Source organism: Bradyrhizobium sp. LVM 105 (genome assembly GCF_003957705.1).
Taxonomy (GTDB): domain Bacteria; phylum Pseudomonadota; class Alphaproteobacteria; order Rhizobiales; family Xanthobacteraceae; genus Bradyrhizobium; species Bradyrhizobium frederickii.
Genome location: NZ_QZMV01000006.1, coordinates 190,781 through 209,969, shown reverse-complemented (window position 1 = coordinate 209,969; position 19,189 = coordinate 190,781). Strand labels below are relative to the sequence as shown.

Annotated in this window: 21 protein-coding genes; 16 read left to right on the top strand and 5 right to left on the bottom strand. The window is 65.5% G+C overall.

The features are described from left to right. Positions 1 to 12: 12 nt before the first annotated feature. The 3 genes from D6B98_RS19280 to hemB form a co-directional block, all read right to left on the bottom strand. The gene (locus D6B98_RS19280) at positions 13 to 789 is read right to left on the bottom strand and encodes an arginyltransferase (RefSeq protein ID WP_126258524.1); all 777 of its coding nucleotides are present in this window, start codon (positions 787 to 789) and stop codon (positions 13 to 15) included. 120 nt (positions 790 to 909) lie between these two features. Next, positions 910 to 1,452 carry an RDD family protein gene (locus tag D6B98_RS19275; RefSeq protein WP_126258523.1) on the bottom strand — a complete coding sequence of 181 codons (543 nt, stop codon included), beginning with the start codon at positions 1,450 to 1,452 and terminating at the stop codon, positions 910 to 912. Between the two features lie 283 nt (positions 1,453 to 1,735). Beyond that, on the bottom strand, positions 1,736 to 2,797 hold the full coding sequence (gene hemB / locus D6B98_RS19270) for a porphobilinogen synthase (RefSeq protein ID WP_126258522.1): 1,062 nt from the start codon (positions 2,795 to 2,797) through the stop codon (positions 1,736 to 1,738). Positions 2,798 to 2,922: 125 nt separating this feature from the next. Here hemB and D6B98_RS19265 point away from each other — a divergent pair, with 125 nt between their 5' ends. From D6B98_RS19265 to D6B98_RS19205, 12 genes are all read left to right on the top strand, one after another. Then, the gene (locus D6B98_RS19265; RefSeq protein ID WP_126258521.1) at positions 2,923 to 3,408 is read left to right on the top strand and encodes a DUF6163 family protein; all 486 of its coding nucleotides are present in this window, start codon (positions 2,923 to 2,925) and stop codon (positions 3,406 to 3,408) included. A gap of 530 nt (positions 3,409 to 3,938) precedes the next feature. After that, positions 3,939 to 4,457 (top strand): transcriptional regulator LdtR, encoded by a 519-nt coding sequence (gene ldtR, locus D6B98_RS19260; protein WP_126258520.1) that lies wholly within the window; start codon positions 3,939 to 3,941, stop codon positions 4,455 to 4,457. Positions 4,458 to 4,660: 203 nt separating this feature from the next. Further along, positions 4,661 to 4,897: a hypothetical protein gene (locus tag D6B98_RS19255; RefSeq protein ID WP_126258519.1), complete on the top strand. Its 237-nt coding sequence runs from the start codon at positions 4,661 to 4,663 to the stop codon at positions 4,895 to 4,897. Between the two features lie 37 nt (positions 4,898 to 4,934). After that, a complete protein-coding gene (locus D6B98_RS19250; protein WP_126258518.1) occupies positions 4,935 to 5,156 on the top strand; it encodes a hypothetical protein in 222 nt (73 codons plus the stop codon). Positions 5,157 to 5,423: 267 nt separating this feature from the next. Then, entirely contained in the window at positions 5,424 to 6,722 is a 1,299-nt protein-coding gene (gene glyA / locus D6B98_RS19245; protein WP_126258517.1) for a serine hydroxymethyltransferase, read from the top strand. A 43-nt stretch (positions 6,723 to 6,765) separates the two neighbouring features. Continuing rightward, complete coding sequence (nrdR, locus tag D6B98_RS19240; RefSeq protein WP_028135990.1) at positions 6,766 to 7,248, top strand: transcriptional regulator NrdR; 483 nt, start codon at positions 6,766 to 6,768, stop codon at positions 7,246 to 7,248. After that, positions 7,245 to 8,393: a bifunctional diaminohydroxyphosphoribosylaminopyrimidine deaminase/5-amino-6-(5-phosphoribosylamino)uracil reductase RibD gene (gene ribD, locus D6B98_RS19235; RefSeq protein WP_126258516.1), complete on the top strand. Its 1,149-nt coding sequence runs from the start codon at positions 7,245 to 7,247 to the stop codon at positions 8,391 to 8,393. Before nrdR ends, ribD begins: the two co-directional genes overlap by 4 nt. Beyond that, positions 8,393 to 9,016, top strand: coding sequence for a riboflavin synthase (locus D6B98_RS19230; RefSeq protein WP_126258515.1), 624 nt, complete (start codon positions 8,393 to 8,395; stop codon positions 9,014 to 9,016). The genes ribD and D6B98_RS19230 overlap by 1 nt, the downstream gene beginning before the upstream one ends. 181 nt (positions 9,017 to 9,197) lie before the next feature. Further along, positions 9,198 to 9,689 carry a 6,7-dimethyl-8-ribityllumazine synthase gene (ribH, locus tag D6B98_RS19220; protein ID WP_126258514.1) on the top strand — a complete coding sequence of 164 codons (492 nt, stop codon included), beginning with the start codon at positions 9,198 to 9,200 and terminating at the stop codon, positions 9,687 to 9,689. A 3-nt stretch (positions 9,690 to 9,692) separates the two neighbouring features. Beyond that, positions 9,693 to 10,190, top strand: coding sequence for a transcription antitermination factor NusB (gene nusB, locus D6B98_RS19215; protein ID WP_126258513.1), 498 nt, complete (start codon positions 9,693 to 9,695; stop codon positions 10,188 to 10,190). Between the two features lie 155 nt (positions 10,191 to 10,345). Further along, positions 10,346 to 11,347 (top strand): thiamine-phosphate kinase, encoded by a 1,002-nt coding sequence (gene thiL / locus D6B98_RS19210; RefSeq protein WP_126258512.1) that lies wholly within the window; start codon positions 10,346 to 10,348, stop codon positions 11,345 to 11,347. 235 nt (positions 11,348 to 11,582) lie between these two features. Continuing rightward, complete coding sequence (locus D6B98_RS19205; protein WP_126258511.1) at positions 11,583 to 13,703, top strand: sodium-translocating pyrophosphatase; 2,121 nt, start codon at positions 11,583 to 11,585, stop codon at positions 13,701 to 13,703. Positions 13,704 to 13,871: 168 nt separating this feature from the next. On the opposite strand, the gene D6B98_RS19200 is transcribed toward D6B98_RS19205, so the two are convergent. After that, a complete protein-coding gene (locus D6B98_RS19200; RefSeq protein ID WP_126258510.1) occupies positions 13,872 to 14,870 on the bottom strand; it encodes a Bug family tripartite tricarboxylate transporter substrate binding protein in 999 nt (332 codons plus the stop codon). 228 nt (positions 14,871 to 15,098) lie between these two features. Then, positions 15,099 to 15,584, bottom strand: coding sequence for an outer membrane protein assembly factor BamE (locus D6B98_RS19195; RefSeq protein WP_164718717.1), 486 nt, complete (start codon positions 15,582 to 15,584; stop codon positions 15,099 to 15,101). A gap of 98 nt (positions 15,585 to 15,682) precedes the next feature. Here D6B98_RS19195 and D6B98_RS19190 point away from each other — a divergent pair, with 98 nt between their 5' ends. The 4 genes from D6B98_RS19190 (at position 15,683) to D6B98_RS19175 (ending at position 19,140) form a co-directional block, all read left to right on the top strand. Further along, positions 15,683 to 16,234, top strand: a complete 552-nt coding sequence (locus D6B98_RS19190) for a ubiquinol-cytochrome C chaperone family protein (protein ID WP_126258508.1) — start codon at positions 15,683 to 15,685, stop codon at positions 16,232 to 16,234. After that, complete coding sequence (locus D6B98_RS19185; RefSeq protein WP_126258507.1) at positions 16,231 to 16,800, top strand: YceD family protein; 570 nt, start codon at positions 16,231 to 16,233, stop codon at positions 16,798 to 16,800. Before D6B98_RS19190 ends, D6B98_RS19185 begins: the two co-directional genes overlap by 4 nt. 301 nt (positions 16,801 to 17,101) lie before the next feature. Then, positions 17,102 to 18,163, top strand: a complete 1,062-nt coding sequence (plsX, locus tag D6B98_RS19180; RefSeq protein ID WP_126258506.1) for a phosphate acyltransferase PlsX — start codon at positions 17,102 to 17,104, stop codon at positions 18,161 to 18,163. Further along, on the top strand, positions 18,160 to 19,140 hold the full coding sequence (locus tag D6B98_RS19175; protein ID WP_126258505.1) for a beta-ketoacyl-ACP synthase III: 981 nt from the start codon (positions 18,160 to 18,162) through the stop codon (positions 19,138 to 19,140). Before plsX ends, D6B98_RS19175 begins: the two co-directional genes overlap by 4 nt. The last annotated feature ends 49 nt before the right edge of the window (positions 19,141 to 19,189 follow it).

Below are 19,189 nucleotides of genomic sequence, written 5' to 3'. Positions count from 1 at the left end.
CCGGACCGCGCCTCAATCTTGCGGCTCCGACGCCGCATCGCCCTGCGCGTCGATGCGCAGCCAGCCGGAGGGCGCTAGGCGCTGCTGCGGCAGGAAGCGGGCCTTGTAGTCCATCTTCTTCGAGCCCTCGATCCAGTAGCCGAGATAGACGTAAGGCAGCCCCTGCCGGCGGGCGCGGGCGATGTGGTCGAGGATCATGAAGGTGCCCATCGAGCGGCTGACCTGGCTCGGCTCGAAGAACGAATAGACCATCGACAGGCCATCGCTGAGCACGTCGGTGAGCGCGACGGCGATCAGCTCCTCGCCGCGGCCGGTGACACCGCTGTCGGGGCCGCGCTTGCGGTATTCGATGATGCGGGTCTCGACATGGCTGTCCTCGACCATCATGGCGTAGTCGAGCACGGTCATGTCGGCCATGCCGCCGTGGCGGTGGCGGGCGTCGAGATAGGCCCGGAACACGGAATATTGCTCGGAGGTGGGCACCGCGCTGCGCTGCTCGCCGATGATGTCGGCGTTGCGCGCCATCACCTTGCGGAAGTTGCGCGAGGGCCGGAACTCGTTGGCGACGACCCGGACCGAGACGCAGGCGCGGCACTGGTCGCAGGCCGGCCGGTAGGCGATCGACTGGCTGCGGCGGAAGCCGCCATGGGTCAGCAGGTCATTGAGGTCGCCGGCCCGGTCCCCCACCAGATGTGTGAACACCTTGCGCTCATGCCGGCCCGGCAAATACGGGCAGGGGGAGGGCGCCGTAAGGTAAAATTGGGGGGTGTCGCGCGAGTGCTGGGTCAAGGGACGTCGTGGGCCTCCGAAGTGAATGTCAGCATCGCGCTACGGAAGCCCCTGGTCAATCGGTCTGCTTGGCGGGTCGGATCAGACAGCTTTAGTCGCTCCTGGTTGACAGGTTCTTGCTCACCAGCTTCTGGCGCCCTGCGGCACCGGTGCGCGGACGGAATTGTTGATCACGACCGTTCCCAGCACGAAATCGTGCAGCAGCCGCCGGCGGCCGTTGAACAGGCCGACCAGCACCACGAAAGGCGTCAGGAACGAAACCGTCACCCAGAACAGCACGGCATGGGTGGCGCCGAGCACGAAATAGCCTGGCGCGCCGTACCAGGTGCGCAGCTCCAGATCCATCAGGCGCATGCCGATGGTCGCCGACGAAGGACCGCCGATGCAGGCGCCGTAATAGACGATGGCCCAGATCACCGAGGCGGGCCAGGCCAGCCAGAACAGCGCCCAGCCGATGCCGAGCGTAACCACGCCGAACAACGCGATGAAGATGTAGCCGAGGATCACCGGCACGGAGATCACGACCATGTCGATCAGGAAGGCGAACACCCGCCGCGTCGCAACGCCCCGGAACAGCTCCGGCTGCAGATAGGGGTCGTAGGCGTGCGGCTGCACCCCGCCGTCATTGCGCCAGGCGCCTGAATTGCCCGAGTCGTACGACATCGTCCGTCCTCCCAAGGGGGAAAACCCCGTGGCAAGACATGGGAACAGGTCATGCCTGTGCCAAGGGTGCAAGGACATTAACAAGCCGAAATATTCCGGCGATTCGGGGGCGGGAGGCTGCCGCGCACGCAGCCGCCGTAGGTTGGGCAAAGGCGCGTAGCGCCGTGCCCACCATTGCTCGCTGTTCTGCACGATGGATTGGTGGGCACGCTTCCGCCTTCGCTCTGCGAGCTACGGCGGACAAGTCGCTTTGCCCATTCTAGGGCACCTATCCTTGGGCACCTTATCCTTGGGCGCGCAGCTTCTCCGCCGCCTTCGGCGCGAAGTAGCTCAGCACGCCGTCGGCGCCGGCGCGCTTGAAGGCGAGCAGGCTCTCCATCATCGCGCGATCGCCGTCGAGCCAGCCGTTGTTCGCGGCGGCCGCGATCATCGCGTATTCGCCCGAGACCTGGTAGGCGAAGGTCGGCATCGCGAAGGTGTCCTTCACGCGGCGGACCACGTCGAGATAGGGCATGCCGGGCTTCACCATCACCATGTCGGCGCCCTCGGCGATGTCGAGTTCGACCTCGCGCAGTGCCTCGTCGCTGTTGGCGCTGTCCATCTGATAGGTACGCTTGTCGCCGGTGAGCGTCTTGGCCGAGCCGATGGCGTCGCGGAACGGGCCGTAGAAGGCCGAGGCGTATTTGGCCGCGTAGGCCATGATCTGCACGTCGAGCAGGCCGGAGCGGTCCAGCCCTTCGCGGATCGCGGCGACGCGGCCGTCCATCATGTCCGAGGGCGCGATGATGTCGCAGCCGGCTTCGGCCTGCACCAGGGCCTGGCGCACCAGCACAGCGACCGTCTCGTCGTTCAGGATCTTGCCGTCGGAAATCAGGCCGTCATGGCCGTGGCTGGTGAACGGATCGAGCGCGACGTCGCAGAGCAGGCCGATCTCCGGAAACTCCTTCTTGATCGCGCGCACGGCCTGGCAGACCAGGTTGTTCGGGTTGGTCGCTTCAGAGCCTTCCTCGTCGCGCAAGGACGGCTCGGTGTAGGGAAACAGCGCGATGCAGGGGATGGTGAGCTTCACGGCGCGCTCGGCCTCGCGCACGGCCTGATCGACGCTGAGGCGCTCGACGCCGGGCATCGAGGCGACCTGCTCGCGCTTGTTGTTGCCGTCGATCAGGAACAGCGGCCAGATCAGATCGTCGGTGGTGAGCACGTTCTCCCGCACCATGCGCCGGGCCCATTCGGCCTTGCGGTTGCGGCGCGGCCGGACGGTCAGATCGAGGGCATGGGGCACCGCGGTGCCCTCGTGGCGCGAGACCTCGCGCAATTCGATCGGACGTCCGTATTTGATCGCCATCACTCTTCCTCCGGCTGGAATTATTCTTATACCAGCTCGCACGGTTCCCGTCACCGCGGCTTGACCTGCCGCAAGGAGGGGGCAGCCGATTGATTTTGCGGGCCGAAGCAGCCAGAAGGGGGACCATGTCCGAGATCTCCACCCGCGATGCGGCCCGCGACAGCGCCAGGGACAATAACAGAGACAACGCGATCTCCGTCGCTGCGATCTCGTCGGAGCGGGCCGAGTCCGACGACAATGTCTGGACGCGCCGCCTGGTGCTGTTCCTGCGGGTGATGGCGCTGCTGTCGATCCTGAAAGGTCTTTATCACTGGGCGCAGGTGACGGGCTTCGTCGGCGGCGAGGACGAGGCGTTCGAGAACCAGTCCATGGCCTGGCAGGCGGCGACCGTCTACTTTGCCGTGATCGAGCTCGTCGCCGCGGTCGGCCTGTGGCTGGCAACGCCGTGGGGCGCCGTGGTGTGGCTGACCACCGTGGTGTCGATGGCGGTGATCGAGCTGATGTTTCCGGGCATCTACGGCGGCAGCCTGGTCGTCGTCGGCGTCGAAGCCTTCATGCTCGCGGCCTATCTCGCGCTTGCCTGGATGGCGGCGCGCGAACGGCCGCCGTAGCGCTCCTTCGATACATCGATGCTCTCGTGCCCCGGACGCAGCGCAGCGCGCCGCACTTGCGGCGTGGTGCGCTGCGGAGCCGGGGCCCATCTCTCCGCGTTCTCGTTTGTGGCTCCTGGGTCCCGGATCTTCGCTTCGCTCGTCCGGGACACGAGCGCTCGTCCGGGACACGAGAGCGGAGTTGTGCGCGTTTGGTTGACCGCTGGTTGCCTAAAATTTGCGGTAAGTTTTCATTGACCAGCCGGTTCCGCCACAGCTGTTACGCGCCCGTTTCGAAACAAGGCGGGCCTGTTCTGGAATGCGACAACTGGGGCGGACGGAGGGTGAACAGGACCTTGCGAAGGTCAACAGAGGCTTTCGAAAAGTACTTGTGGCACAGGCTTAATCCGCAATTCACTGTCTTAAATTCATGATCTCTTTATTCTCTTATTTAAGCCGATCTTCAAACGAGCCCCTTAAGTTGCACCTATCAGGCGGGACACAAGTTTCGTCGAATAAGTGTCGACAAAAACGACAACAGGGGAAGTGTCATGATGAAAGCCGTCGCAACTGCGGCAGATACCGCAGAGCGCATCTCCGGCCAGCAGGGTTCGGTGCAGTCGCTCTATCTGGAAGCTTTGACTCTGGTGGAGCGGCTGCATCGCCGGCTCCTCGACGTGATCAAGGACGAATTCGATCGCCGCGGCCGAGCGGACATCAACTCGGTGCAGGCGCTCCTGCTCTATAACATCGGCGACAAGGAGCTGACCGCGGGCGAGCTGCGCACGCGCGGTTATTATCTCGGCTCCAACGTCTCCTACAATCTGAAGAAGCTGGTCGAGCTCGGCTTCCTCGATCATCAGCGCTCGCGCGTCGATCGCCGCTCGGTGCGCATCCGCCTGACCCCGCAGGGCCAGGAAGTCCGCCGCATCGTCGATGCGCTCTACCAGAAGCACGTCAAGACGGTGGAGCAGGTCGGCGGCATCTCGGGCGAGGAGTTCTCGACCCTCAACAAGTCGCTGCATCGCCTCGAGCGGTTCTGGACCGACCAGATCCTCTATCGCCTCTGAGCTTTCCGAAGGGACCAAGGTCAAGCCGGCCCGCAACAAGACCGGCAAGCCTGCCCCAACGTGCCTGACTTCCCCAGCGCGCCGGCCCGGAATTGCCCCGGGGCCGGTGCGTTTCCATTTTTGCACCTGCGAAAAAAATCCGCGGCTGCGCGGAACAAGTTCCGGGCCCAGGGCTTATCTCCCTCGGGATCGGAGACAGGGCGATGCTGGTCGAGCGCGGGCTTCAGGCGATGAACGTGGAACTCGTGAGCGAGGCCTACGCCATCGCCGCGAACTACCTTCGCCGCTCCGGCACGATCCCGGATACGCTCGTCACCGACGAACGCCTGCTCGGGATCATCATCAAGCTGCTCCAGCAGGGCGAATTCAACAGGATCAGGCTCGCCAACAAGGCCATCGCCCAATTCCAGGCGCAGTCCGGGGCCCGCGCGGTTGCCTGATCAACAATCTCAAACCATCGACCAACCAGAGGGTGCCATGGAAGCCGCCATCGACCGCATCATGCAGACCTATGACCTGCTCGCCAACCGCACCGCCGCGGCCAGCGAGGAGGCGCGCATGAAGGTGACCAACTACCTGACCACGCTGATGGAAGCCGGCGAGAAGGACCCCCACAGGTTGACGGTGTGCGGCCTGACCTATCTGCGCCAGCTCGACGGCAGCGTGAACCCGGTCAAGGCGGGGTATACGGGGCTGTGATGCGCCTTCTGCCGGAGCCCGCGGCTTCGGGCATGACCAGCTAAGGCCCGAAGCGGCCCCATTCCGACTAAGGCGGGTGGGGGCGCCCGCGGCCCAGCCCGATCACCGAAAACCTCCACTCTCCACCATATCTGGCATAAATATCAGGCCCGACCCGCAAATGCTTGGCCTGTTGCGGGCGATGTGGTAGATCGCGCGTGCTTCCGACCGCCACACCAGACCCGCCCGCAGCCCGCCAAAAGGCCGCGGCGGTGGAGATATTCGCAGATGACCGCACCCAAGACCGCCTCCGCGCCCGATTCGTTTTTCACCGCCTCGCTGGAGCAGGCCGACCCCGAAATCGCCGCCGCCATCAAGGGCGAGCTCGGCCGGCAGCGCCATGAGGTCGAGCTGATCGCCTCCGAGAACATCGTCAGCCGGGCCGTGCTGGAAGCGCAGGGTTCGGTGATGACCAACAAATACGCGGAAGGCTATCCGGGCGCGCGCTATTACGGCGGTTGTGAGTGGGTCGACGTCGCTGAGAACCTCGCGATCGATCGCGCCAAGAAGCTGTTCGGCGCGAACTTCGCCAACGTGCAGCCGAATTCCGGCAGCCAGATGAACCAGGCGGTGTTTCTGGCGCTACTGCAGCCCGGCGACACCTTCATGGGCCTCGATCTCGCGGCCGGCGGCCATCTCACCCACGGCTCGCCCGTCAACATGAGCGGCAAGTGGTTCAAGGCCGCGCACTACACCGTGCGCCGCGAAGACCAGATCATCGACATGGATGCGGTGGCCAAGCAGGCCGAGCAGGTCAAGCCGAAGCTGATCATCGCCGGCGGCTCGGCCTATTCGCGCGCCTGGGACTTCAAGCGCTTCCGCGAGATCGCGGACAGCGTCGGCGCCTACCTGCTGGTGGACATGGCGCACTTCGCCGGGCTCGTCGCCGGCGGCGTACATGCCTCGCCCGTGCCGTACGCCCACGTCACCACCACCACGACGCACAAATCGCTGCGCGGTCCGCGTGGCGGCCTCATGCTGTGGAATGACGAGACGCTGACCAAGAAGCTCAACTCGGCGATCTTCCCGGGCCTGCAGGGCGGTCCTCTGATGCACGTGATCGCAGCGAAGGCGGTCGCCTTCGGCGAGGCGCTGCGGCCGGACTTCAAGGTCTATGCCAGGAACGTCGTCGAGAACGCCAAGGCGCTGGCCGAGACTCTGAAGGGCCATGGTCTCGATATCGTCTCCGGCGGCACCGACAATCATCTGATGCTCGTCGATCTGCGGCCGAAGGGCCTGAAGGGTAACGTCTCGGAGAAGGCGCTGGTCCGCGCCGCCATCACCTGCAACAAGAACGGCATCCCGTTCGACCCCGAGTCGCCCTTCGTCACGTCGGGCATTCGGCTCGGCACGCCGGCCGCGACCAGCCGCGGCTTCGGCGTGGCCGAATTCCAGCAGGTCGGCGGCATGATCGCCGAGGTCCTCAATGCGATCGCGCAATCCGCCGACGGCAAGGCGCCGCTGGTGGAAGCTGCGATCAAGGAACGGGTCAAGGCGCTCACCGATCGGTTCCCGATCTATCAGTAAGGCCAAGAGAAACTGATCAAGACAAACTGATCAAGGCAAGCGGATGCGCTGTCCGAACTGCAACAGTCTCGATACGCAGGTCAAGGACTCGCGTCCGACCGAGGACTCGTCCGTGATCCGCAGGCGGCGCGTATGCGTCGCCTGCAATTTCCGCTTCACCACCTTCGAGCGCGTGCAGCTGCGCGAGCTCACGGTGATCAAGCGCAACGGCCGCCGCGTGCCGTTCGACCGCGACAAGCTGATGCGCTCGGTGCAGATCTCGTTGCGCAAGCGGCAGGTCGAGCCGGAGCGGGTGGAGAAGATGGTCTCCACCATCGTGCGCGAGCTCGAGACCGGGGGCGAAGCGGAAATCTCCTCCGAGGTGATCGGGGAGACCGTGATGGAGCATCTGCGCACGCTCGACGACGTCGCCTATGTGCGCTTCGCTTCGGTCTATCGCAATTTCCGCGAGGCCAAGGATTTCGCCGAGGTGCTCGGCGAGCTCTCCGGCGAGGAGGAAGCGCGGCTCGCCGCGATCCGCAAATGATCTTCCGCATCCTGGAAGATCAGTTCGCGCAGAAGGCCCGCGAGGCCAAGAGCGCCGATCTTCGTTTCATGCAGCTTGCGCTCGCGCTGGGAAAGCGCGGGCAGGGACGCACCTCGCCCAACCCGGCCGTCGGCGCCGTCGTGGTCAGGGATGGCGTGATCGTCGGCCGCGGCTGGACCCAGCCAGGCGGGCGTCCGCATGCCGAGCCTGAAGCCTTGCTGCGGGCCGGCGAAGCCGCGCGCGGTGCCACGCTCTACGTCACGCTGGAGCCGTGCTCGCATTTCGGCAAGTCGCCGCCTTGCGCCGATGCAGTGATTGCGGCCGGCATCAAGCGCGTGGTGGCGGCGATCGAGGATCCCAATCCGGAGGTCGCGGGCCAGGGTCATGCGCGCCTGCGCGCCGCCGGCATCAATGTGGACGTGGGCCTGTGCGCGGCGGAAGCCGCATTCGACCATGCCGGGCATTTCCGCCGTATCCGCGATCAGCGCCCGCATGTGATCCTGAAGCTCGCGGTCTCGCCCGACGGCAAGATCGGTGTGGCCGGCGGCAAGCCGGTCGCGATCACGGGGGAGGCGGTGCGCAATCGGGTGCATCTGTTGCGGGCGCAAAGCGATGCGATCCTGGTCGGCATCGGCACAGTGCTGGCGGACGATCCGCTTCTCACCTGCCGCCTGCCGGGCATGGCGGCGCGCTCGCCGGTGCGCGTGGTGCTCGATCAGAGCCTGCGGATTCCCGGCGCGAGCAGGCTGATAGGCTCCGCGCGCGAGACGCCGCTCTGGGTGATGGGTTCTGAGCTTGCGGAAGCCGCAGCAGCGACGCGGCTCGGTGCAACCGGCGCGCAAGTGATCCGCGTCCCGCCGGCAGGCGCCTCCGGGCTCGATTTACCGGCCGTGCTGCATGCACTGGCCGGCAAGGGCATCACCCGCCTGATGGTCGAGGGCGGTAGCCGGGTGGCGTCCTCGTTCGTCGCGGCCGACCTCGTCGACGAGATCTGGCTGTTCCGCGGCGCGGAAGCTTTGGGCAGTGGCGGCGTCGATGCGCTCGATGCATTGCCCCTGTCGAAAATCACGCAGTCGCAGGCCTACAAGGTTCATGCTAGCGAAACATTCGACAAGGATACTCTCACCATCTACGAGCGCGCGTAATGTTCACCGGCATTGTCACTGATATCGGCGAGATCGTCGGCTTCACGCCTGTGGCGCAGGGGCAGTTGCACCGGCTGCGCATCGCCTGCCGCTATGATCAGGCCACCATCGCCGACGGCGCCTCGATCGCCTGCAACGGCGTCTGCCTGACGGTCGTTGCCTCCGGCGTTGCCGACGGCAGGGACTCTGAGCAAAGGACCTGGTTCGATGTCGATACCGCGGCCGAGACGCTGGCGCTGACCACCGCCAGGCACTGGAAGGTCGGAACGAAGCTCAACCTCGAGCGCGCCCTCAAGATCGGCGACGAGCTCGGCGGCCACATCGTCGCCGGACATGCCGACGGCATCGCGACCCTCCTGAGCCGCGAGGACCTGCCCGATATGGCGCGGTTCGAGCTCTCGACCACGCGGGAGCTGGCACGGTTCATCGCCACCAAGGGCTCGATCACGCTCGATGGCGTCTCGCTGACGGTCAATACGGTGAAGGATGCGACCTTTTCGGTGCTGATCATCCCGCACACCCTGACGGTCACCACGATCGGTGGCTGGAAGGCGGGGGACGAGGTCAATATCGAGGTCGATCTGATGGCCCGCTACGCGGCGCGACTGACGGAAATGAAGTGACGGCAAGGCCGGTCTTTCCGGGGCGGCTCGAACAGCCGAACCCGGAATCTCGAGATTCTCGGGTGCGCAAGGGCCCACCCTAGTTCGATGCCTTGCATCGCCCCGGAATGACAGTTTCTAACTTGGCTTACCCGCTTGCGGCGACTACATAACGCGCCAACCTCTAGAACGGAACTTAACGATGGCAGACGCGCGGCGCGCACCCTTGAAGGACCAGACCGACATTTCCGGCGCGCGCGCGCTGATTGTCGAGGCGCGGTTCTATGACGATCTCCAGGATGCGCTTCTGGACGGCGCGGTGGCCGAGCTGAAGGCGGCCGGCTTGAACCACGACGTCATCACGGTCCCTGGCGCGCTGGAAATTCCGGCCGCGGTGGCCATAGCGGTGGATGCCGCGGCGGCGAGCGGCAAGCCCTATGACGCCGTGATCGCGCTCGGCTGCGTGATCCGCGGCGACACCATTCATTTCGAGATCGTCTCGCAGGAATCCTCGCGGGCGCTGATGGACCTCGCGGTTTCGCGCAAGCTGCCGCTCGGCAACGGCATCCTCACCGTCAACACCGAGGCGCAAGCCTGGGCGCGGGCGCGCGCCAGCGAGCTCAACAAGGGCGGCGATGCCGCGCGCGCGGCGCTGGCGATGCTGCGCATCAAACGCCGCCTGGCGCAGGCCTGAGCCATGGTCGACAACACCAAGAAGCCGGCAGGCCCTGCCGAGAAGAAGGCGAACCGGCGCGGTGCGGCGCGGCTCGCGGCCGTGCAGGCGCTGTACCAGATGGATATCGCGGGCGCCGGCATCAACGACATCTTCGCCGAGTTCGAAAGCCATTGGCTCGGCAACGAGGTCGAGGGCGACACGTATCTGCCGGCGGAAGCTGCCTTCTTCCGCGACGTCGTCTCGGGCGTCGTGCGCGACCAGAAGAAGCTGGATCCCCTGATCGACGAGGCGCTGTCGAAGGGCTGGCCCTTGAAGCGGATCGAGGCGATCCTGCGCGCGGTGCTGCGGGCCGGGGCCTACGAATTGGAGCATCGCAAGGACGTGCCGGGCCGCGTCGTCGTCTCCGAATATGTCGACGTCGCCAACGCGTTTGTCGACCGCGAGGAGACCGGCATGGTGAACGCCGTGCTCGACCAGATCGGCCGCCAGTTTCGCGGCGACGAGTTCGGGCGGGGGTAAGTTGAGACGATGACTTCCGCCGTAGCCGTCACCCTGAGGTGCCGGAGCGAAGCGGAGGCCTCGAAGGGCGGCGGCGTGCCGCTGAGGCCGCACCTCGGCCGTGCATCCTTCGAGGCTCGCAAGGGCTCGCACCTCAGGATGACGGATCTGCTATCTTGACGCAGGACAAATACGAAGCCTCCGCCGAAGATTCCCTCATCGCGCGCTATTTCAAGCCGCTGGCGACCGATCCCGGTGCGTTCGGGCTGGTCGATGACGCTGCGGTGCTGTCGTCGTCCGGCGACGACATCGTCGTCACCACCGACGCCGTCGTCGAGGGCGTGCACTATCTTGCCAGCGATCCGCCTGACACCATCGCGCGCAAGGCGTTGCGGGTGAACCTGTCCGATCTCGCCGCCAAGGGCGCGATGCCGGCCGGCTTCGTGCTGACGCTGGCGCTGCGCAGCAAGGAGGATGCCTGGCTGCGGCCCTTTGCGGACGCGCTGGGCGAAGACGCAAGAGAATTCGCGTGTCCGCTGCTCGGCGGTGACACGGTCTCGACGCCGGGCCCGCAGATGATCTCGATCACGGCCTTCGGCCGCATCCCGCAGGGGCGGATGGTCGGCCGTACCGGCGCGAGGCCGGGCGATCGCATCCTGGTGACGGGCACGATCGGCGATGCGGCGCTCGGCCTCGACGTGCTCAAGGGCGGCGCGGCTGCCATGGCGCTCGCGAGCAGTCCCGCCGCGAAGGAGGCCCTGGTCGCGCGCTATCGCGTGCCGCAGCCGCGCAATGTGCTGGCACCGGCCGTGCGCGATCATGCGAGCGCGGCGATGGATGTCTCCGACGGGCTCGCCGGCGATCTGGTGAAGCTCTGCGCGGCGTCCGGGGTCTCAGCCAGTGTCGAGGTGGCAAGCGTGCCGCTCTCGGCCGCGGCAGCAAGCCTGGTCGCCCGCAACGTCGTTGGCATCGAGACACTGCTCGCGGGAGGCGACGATTACGAGGTGCTGTGCACAGCCCCGCCGGCGCATGCCGATGCGCTGATCGCCGCGGGGCGGGCGGCCGGCCTTGCCGTCGCGGCGATCGGTACCATCGTCGCGGGGAAGGAGAGGCCGCGCTTCCTCGACGGGCAGGGCCAGGAACTGGCTTTGACGCGGCTGTCCTACAGCCACTTCTAGGAATCGCTCCAAAGCGGCATCCTGGTTCTCAGCACTTGGTTCTAAATACCTGCCGAGATCGGCGTTTTCGGCCTTATCCGGCGTTGCACCCTCAATATGATTTTGGCAAGCTCGCGGCCGACTGAGGCCGCCCCTTTTGGGCAAGGGGCGGCTTTGTTCGAAATCAAGGCGCCGCACCGTACAACGGACAACAAGAGGCGCCGGGGGTACATCAAGGATCTGAGGCAAACATCACATGACAGCATTATGGTTGATAGTGCTCTGCGGAGTGCTTTCCGTCGTCTACGCGATTTGGGCGACGTCTTCGGTGTTAAGCGCGGATGCGGGGTCGCCGCGCATGCAGGAGATCGCAGGGGCGGTGCGCGAAGGCGCACAGGCCTATCTGCGGCGCCAGTACACCACGATCGGTATCGTCGGCATCGTCATCTTCGTGCTGCTTGCCTATTTCCTCGGTCTTTATGTCGCGATTGGTTTTGCCATCGGCGCCATCCTGTCGGGAGCGGCCGGCTTCATCGGCATGAACGTCTCGGTCCGCGCCAATGTGCGTACGGCCCAGGCCGCGACGACGTCGCTCGCCGGCGGCCTCGAGCTCGCCTTCAAGGCGGGCGCGATCACCGGCCTTCTGGTCGCGGGTCTCGCACTGTTGGGGGTGACGCTTTATTTTGCCTTCCTGGTCCATTCGCTGAAGCTCGCGCCTGACAGCCGCGTCGTCGTCGACGCCCTGGTGGCGCTCGGCTTCGGTGCCTCGCTGATCTCGATCTTTGCCCGTCTCGGCGGCGGCATCTTCACCAAGGGTGCGGACGTCGGCGGCGATCTCGTCGGCAAGGTCGAGGCCGGCATTCCCGAGGACGATCCGCGCAATCCGGCGACCATCGCCGACAACGTCGGCGACAATGTCGGCGACTGCGCCGGCATGGCCGCCGACCTGTTCGAGACCTATGCGGTGACCGCGGTCGCCACCATGGTCTTGGCGGCGATCTACTTCGCCAAGACGCCGATCCTCGCCAACATGATGACGCTGCCGCTCGCCATCGGCGGCATCTGCATCATCACCTCGATCATCGGCACCTTCTTCGTCAAGCTCGGGCCGAGCCAGTCGATCATGGGCGCGCTCTACAAGGGCCTGATCGCAACCGGCGTGCTGTCGCTGATCGGGATCGCGCTGGTGATCTACTACCTGATCGGCTTCGGCAAGCTCGAGGGCGTCAGCTACACCGGCATGGCGTTGTTCGAGTGCGGCGTGGTCGGCCTCGTCGTCACCGCGCTGATCATCTGGATCACCGAATACTACACGGGCACCGACTACCGTCCGGTGAAGTCGATCGCGCAGGCCTCGGTGACCGGCCACGGCACCAACGTGATCCAGGGCCTCGCCATCTCCATGGAAGCGACCGCGCTGCCTGCGATTGTCATCATCGCCGGCATCCTGGTTACCTACAGCCTCGCCGGGCTGTTCGGCATCGCGATCGCGACTGCCACCATGCTGGCGCTGGCCGGCATGATCGTCGCCCTCGACGCCTTCGGCCCCGTCACCGACAATGCCGGCGGCATTGCCGAGATGGCGGGACTGCCCAAGGAGGTGCGCAAATCGACCGACGCGCTTGACGCGGTCGGCAACACCACCAAGGCGGTGACCAAGGGATACGCGATCGGCTCGGCCGGTCTTGGTGCTCTCGTGCTGTTCGCGGCCTACAACGAGGACCTCAAGTTCTTCGTTGCCCGCTCCGCGCAGCATCCCTACTTCGCCGGCGTCAATCCGGACTTCTCGCTCAACAACCCCTATGTGGTGGTGGGCCTGTTGTTCGGCGGCCTGTTGCCGTATCTGTTCGGCGCGATGGGCATGACCGCCGTGGGGCGTGCCGCCAGCGCGATCGTGGAAGAGGTCCGGCGCCAATTCCGCGAGAAGCCTGGCATCATGCAGGGCACCGACAAGCCTGATTACGGCAAGGCGGTCGACCTGCTGACCAAGGCGGCGATCAAGGAGATGATCATCCCCTCGCTGCTCCCGGTGCTGTCGCCGATCGTCGTCTACTTCGTGATCTACCTGATCGCGGGCGGCGGCGCGGCCGGCAAGTCGGCGGCGTTCTCCGCGGTCGGCGCCATGCTGCTCGGCGTCATCGTGACGGGCCTGTTCGTCGCGATCTCCATGACCTCGGGCGGCGGTGCCTGGGACAACGCCAAGAAGTACATCGAGGACGGTCATTTCGGCGGCAAGGGCTCCGATGCCCACAAGTCGGCGGTGACCGGCGACACCGTCGGCGATCCCTACAAGGATACGGCCGGACCTGCGGTGAATCCGATGATCAAGATCACGAACATCGTGGCCTTGCTGCTGCTGGCGGTCCTGGCGCACTGAGGGGCGCCAAGTCTGCAAAACAGAACCCCGCGGTGCGAGCCGCGGGGTTTTTGTTTCGGACCCTCTCACCCCGTCATTGCGAGGCGCTCTTGCGACGAAGCAATCCAGGGTCTTTCCACGGAGACAGACTGGATTGCTTCGCTACGCTCGCAATGGCGGAGGAGAGACCTATTGCACGTCCATCTGCAGCCCTTCCTTCTGGATGATGCCGGCGAACTTCTTCGTCTCGGCCTCCACGAAGGCGGCGAATTGCTGCGGCGTGCTGTAGTCGGCGCGGGCGCCCATGGCAGCGATCTGCTTCTTGACGTCGTCGCGCTCGAGCATCGCCTTGATCTGAAGATTGAGCGCGTTCAGCACCTCCTGTGAGACGCCCTTCGGCAGGAACACCGCGAACCAGGACGATACGTCGAAATTTGCCAGTTCCGGCGCGCTCTCGCGCATGGTCGGCAGGTTCGGCGCGAGCTCGCTGCGCTCGGTCGTGGTGACGCAGAGGCCGTTGAGCGTGCCGCTCTGCACCTGCGGCAGGGTCGGATAGAGATTGTCGAACAGGATCTGGATGTCGCCCGCAAGCGCGGCCTGGAGCGCGGGGCCGGCGCCGCGGAACGGAATGTGCGTCATCTTCAGGCCGGTGAGCTGGAGAAACCAGGCGCCGGTGAGGTGAGGGCTCTGGCCGACGCCGGAGGAGGCGTAGCTGAGCTTGTCCGGATTGGCCTTGAGAAAGGCGATCAGCTCGGGGATCGACTTGATGCCGGTCTTCGGATGCGCCGACACGATGTTCGGGATCCGGATCATGTTGGTCACAGGCTGAAGCTGATCCGGCTTGTAGGTGAGATTCTTGAAGATGCTGTAGGCGATCGCGTTCGGGCCCGGATTGCCGACCAGGATGGTGTGGCCGTCAGGCTTGGCGCGGACCACCTCGGCCGTGCCGATGGTGCCGCCGCCGCCGGAGCGGTTTTCCACGACGGCCGACTGGCCCCATGCGTTCTGCAGATGCGCGGCAAGAAGCCGGCCCATCACGTCGGTCGAGCCGCCGGCTGCGGCCGGCACGACCAGACGGACAGTCTCGGTCGGCTTCCAGTCCGCAAGGCTCGATCGCGGCAGGATCGCTGCGGCCGAAAGGCCGGCAGCAGCGGTAAGCACGCGACGTCGGGACAAAATTTTAGGCACGAATCCACTCCCTGCTTCTTTCTTTGCAGGGAGCGTAGGGAACCGCAGATGCGACGGCAAGTCGCGCGCGATAGCAAGTGCCGCACCGAGGGCGGCACGACGCCGCAGGCGAGGGCGATTTACCTTCCGGCGGAATTGGAAGGCGCTCCAGATACTTGTCTTGCAGCTCCTGCAGCGTTTTCTTGAGGCGAGCCGGTCCGCGACGTCGCTCGAAAACGCCTTCGAGACTCAGTTGAAGCTGAGCAGCTTGAACAGCGGCGTGAGGTAGCTCATCTCCTGACCCGACGTCGGCGTGGTGCGGCTGATGAAGTCGAAGATCTTGCCGTCCTGCAGGCCGTAATTCGCCAGCCGCCGCACGCGCCGGTTCTTGTCGAAATAGACCGCAATCACGCGCTGGTCGACCACCTTCTGGTTCATGAAAGCGACCGGGCGCTCCGAGCGCTGCGAGATGTAGTAGAAGACTTCGCCGTCGAGTGTGGCGACGGTGGAGGGCGTGCCCATCACGATCAGCACCTGATCCTGGCTCGCGCCGATCGGAATCTGCTCCAGCGCGCCGGGCGGCAGGATGTAACCCTTCTGGAATTGCTCGCCGGTGCAGCCCGCGAGCGCAGCGCCGACCAGGGTCGCGGCGGCGAGCATGCGCAAGGCGCGCCAGCGTGCATGGAGGCCGCGCCGCGTGTTCGCGCGCAGGCTGGTCTGGTTCGTTGTCGTCATAGCGGAACTGATTCCGTCCCCTTGCGTCGCGCGAGGCGCTGAAGTACCGGGCGGAGGCTCTGAATGCAACACGCGCGCGCCCGCTTGCGGAAACCACAATGCTTTGGCCGTTCAATCACTTCAGGAAACCCCGGCTAACCCCTCCGGGCACCATTGAAGCCATCTATGGCATGATCGTGACGCAGGCGCGAGAACCCATATTTTACCGCGACTTGGCCGTGCCCGATACGGTTAACGGACGTTTCGATCTGTTGCTGCTGCATCTGTGGCTGCTGCTGCGACGCCTGCGCACGGTTCAAAGCGCCACCGAGCTGTCGCAGGTGCTGTTCGACCGATTCTGCGAGGATATGGACGACAATCTGCGCGAGATGGGGGTGGGCGACCAGACCGTGCCGAAGCGGATGCGGGCCTTCGGCGAGGCCTTTTATGGCCGCGTCCAGGCCTATGACCAGGCCATGGAGGCCGGCGGCAAGGCCCTGGCAGAGGCGATCTGCAAGAATATCTTGAACGGGACCGGCTTGGACCAGGCGGAGCGGCTCGCGGCCTATGCGCGGGCCAGTGAGGCTGCTCTCGGCCGGGCCGACGAGGCTGCGCTGCTGCGGGCCTCGTTTCGGTTTCCCCCAGCGCTTCCCGAGGATGTCACGCCATGAGCCGACCAGCGACCGGATCCCAGCCCGATCCTTGGCGGGCACCTGTCATCGTTGCCCAGATCCCCGACACCGGCCTGCATCGCAAGCTCGAGGCCTCGGCCGGCGAGCGGCAGGCCATCGCTGAGGTCGGCGGCGTGCGGGAGGTCCTGTTCGCCAGCGCCGACCTCGACGTGGTGCCCAGGAGCGGCGGCCGGGTTCAGGTGACCGGCACCGTCCGGGCCAGGGTCGGCCAGATCTGCGTGGTCACGCTGGATCCGATCGAGAGCGAGATCGAGGAGGAGGTTGACCTGATGTTCGCCCCCGAGCCCGAGGCGCGGCGCCTTGCCGACCTGATCGAGGAGGGCGAGGACGACTCGGAGGCGCCTGAGGTTGCAGATCCGCCGGAAGCGATCGTGGGTGGCATCATCGATCTCGGCCGGGTCGCCACCGATGCCCTGTTCCTCGCCATCGACCCCTATCCGCGCAAGGAGGGGGCCGTGTTCGAGGCGGACGTCACCGCACTCGATCCGGAGGACCATCCGTTCGCCGCATTGAAGGCGCTGCAGGACAAGAAGAAAGGCCAATAGGTGGGTCTTTCCATGTCGGATCGCCTTGCGAGGGCGCGCGAGGCATTTGCCCGGATGGTTTCAAAGAATCTCTTATCTAGCTGATTTCGATGTATTTCTTGCGGATTCAGGGGTTTCTCAACTGGATCGCCCAGAAAGCAAAAGGCTGGGGGCAAGAGGTTGTTTCGGGATAACAAAACGCTATTGTCGCGCCCCGGTCGGGGCGCGGCGTGGCGCCTGACCGGTCGCCATGTCCGTGGCGAACCCATTCCGCGGCCCCGCTCGTTCAGGACCGCACCAGACCAGGTTTTCCAGGACTTTTATGCCAAGCAAGGTTCGCATTGCGCTTGACGCCATGGGGGGCGACGGTGGCGCCGCCGTGGTCATTCCGGGCGCGGCCATCTCGCTTGGCAGGCATCGCGACACCGAATTCCTGCTGGTCGGCGACCGCGCCAGGATCGAGCCCGAGCTCGACCGGCACCCCCAGCTCAAGGCCGCCTCGAACATCATCCACACCGACGTGGCCGTCAGCGGGTCGGACAAGCCGAGCCAGGCGCTGCGGAGGGGCCGCAAGACGTCCTCGATGTGGCTTGCCATCGACGCGGTGAAGAAGGGAGAGGCGGATGTCGCGGTCTCCGCCGGCAATACCGGCGCGCTGATGGCGATGTCGCGCTTCCACCTGCGCACGCTGAAGGGGATCGATCGCCCGGCGATTACGGGGATCTGGCCGACCAGGCGCGGCGAGTCCGCCGTGCTCGACCTCGGCGCCACCATCGGTGGCGACGCGCACCATCTGGTGGCGCTCGCACTGATGGGCGCCGCGATGGCGAGCGTGCTGTTCGACAAGAAGCGGCCCACGGTCGGGCTGCTCAATATCGGAACCGAGGAAATCAAGGGGCACGAGGAAATCCGCGAGGCCGGGGAAATCCTGCGGGCCAGGAACCTGCCGGAGCTCGACTATATCGGTTTCGTCGAGGGTGACGGCATCGGCAAGGGGCTGGCCGATGTCATCGTCACCGAAGGTTTCAGCGGCAACATCGCTCTCAAGGCCGCCGAGGGAACCGCCCGGCAGATGGCCGAATTACTCCGCGACGAGATGAAGCGGAGCTGGCTGTCCAAGCTCGGCTATCTCTTTGCCCGCAGCGCCTTCCAGGCCCTGCGCGACAAGATGGATCCGAACAAGTCCAATGGCGGCGTGTTCCTGGGTCTGAATGGACTGGTTGTCAAAAGCCACGGCGGAACCAGCGCCGAAGGCTTTGCCTATGCGATCGATGTTGGCTATGAGATGGCTCACTACGATCTCCTGAACAAGATCAATCAGATGCTCAACCGCGAGGGTGGTGCACTCAATTCGGTGCAGGCCGCGCAGGAGGCTGTTTCGTGACTCAAATTCGTTCGGTCGTGCTCGGCTGCGGCTCCTATCTGCCGGAGCAGGTGGTGACCAACGCCCAATTGGCGGCGCGCATCGACACCTCCGACGAGTGGATCGTGCAGCGCACCGGCATTCGCGAGCGGCGCATCGCGGCCGAGGGCGAGTTCACCTCGCATCTGGCGATCAAGGCGGCGCAGGCCGCGCTCAGCGATGCCGGTATGGATGCGCAGTCGATCGACCTCATCGTGCTGGCGACCTCGACGCCGGACAACACCTTTCCCGCCACCGCCGTCGCCGTGCAGAACGCGCTCGGCATCAACCACGGCGCGGCCTTCGACCTCCAGGCGGTCTGCTCGGGCTTCGTGTTCGCGCTCGCCACCGCCGACAATTTCCTGCGCACCGGCGCCTTCAAGCGCGCGCTGGTGATCGGCGCCGAGACCTTCTCGCGCATCCTCGACTGGAACGACCGCGGCACCTGCGTGCTGTTCGGCGACGGTGCCGGCGCGGTCGTGCTGGAGGCGCAGGAGCAGCCCGGGAATGCCGCCACCGACCGCGGCGTCGTGACCACCCATCTGCGCTCCGACGGCCGCCACAAGGCAAAGCTGTTCGTCGACGGCGGCCCGTCCTCGACCCAGACCGTCGGCCATCTGCGCATGGAGGGCCGCGAGGTCTTCAAGCATGCGGTCGGCATGATCACCGACGTCATCGTCGATGCCTTCCAGGCGACCGGGCTCAATGCCGACAGCATCGACTGGTTCGTGCCGCACCAGGCCAACAAGCGAATCATCGACGCCTCCGCCCACAAGCTCCATATCGCGCCGGAGAAGGTGGTGCTGACCGTGGACCGTCACGGCAACACCTCGGCCGCCTCGATTCCGCTGGCGCTGTCGGTGGCGCGCAAGGACGGCCGCATCAAGAAGGGCGACATGGTGCTGCTGGAAGCGATGGGCGGCGGCTTCACCTGGGGCTCCGCGCTGGTGCGCTGGTAGAGCCACACTCGGTAAAATTTTGCCGGAATCAGTCGCGATTATCGATGCG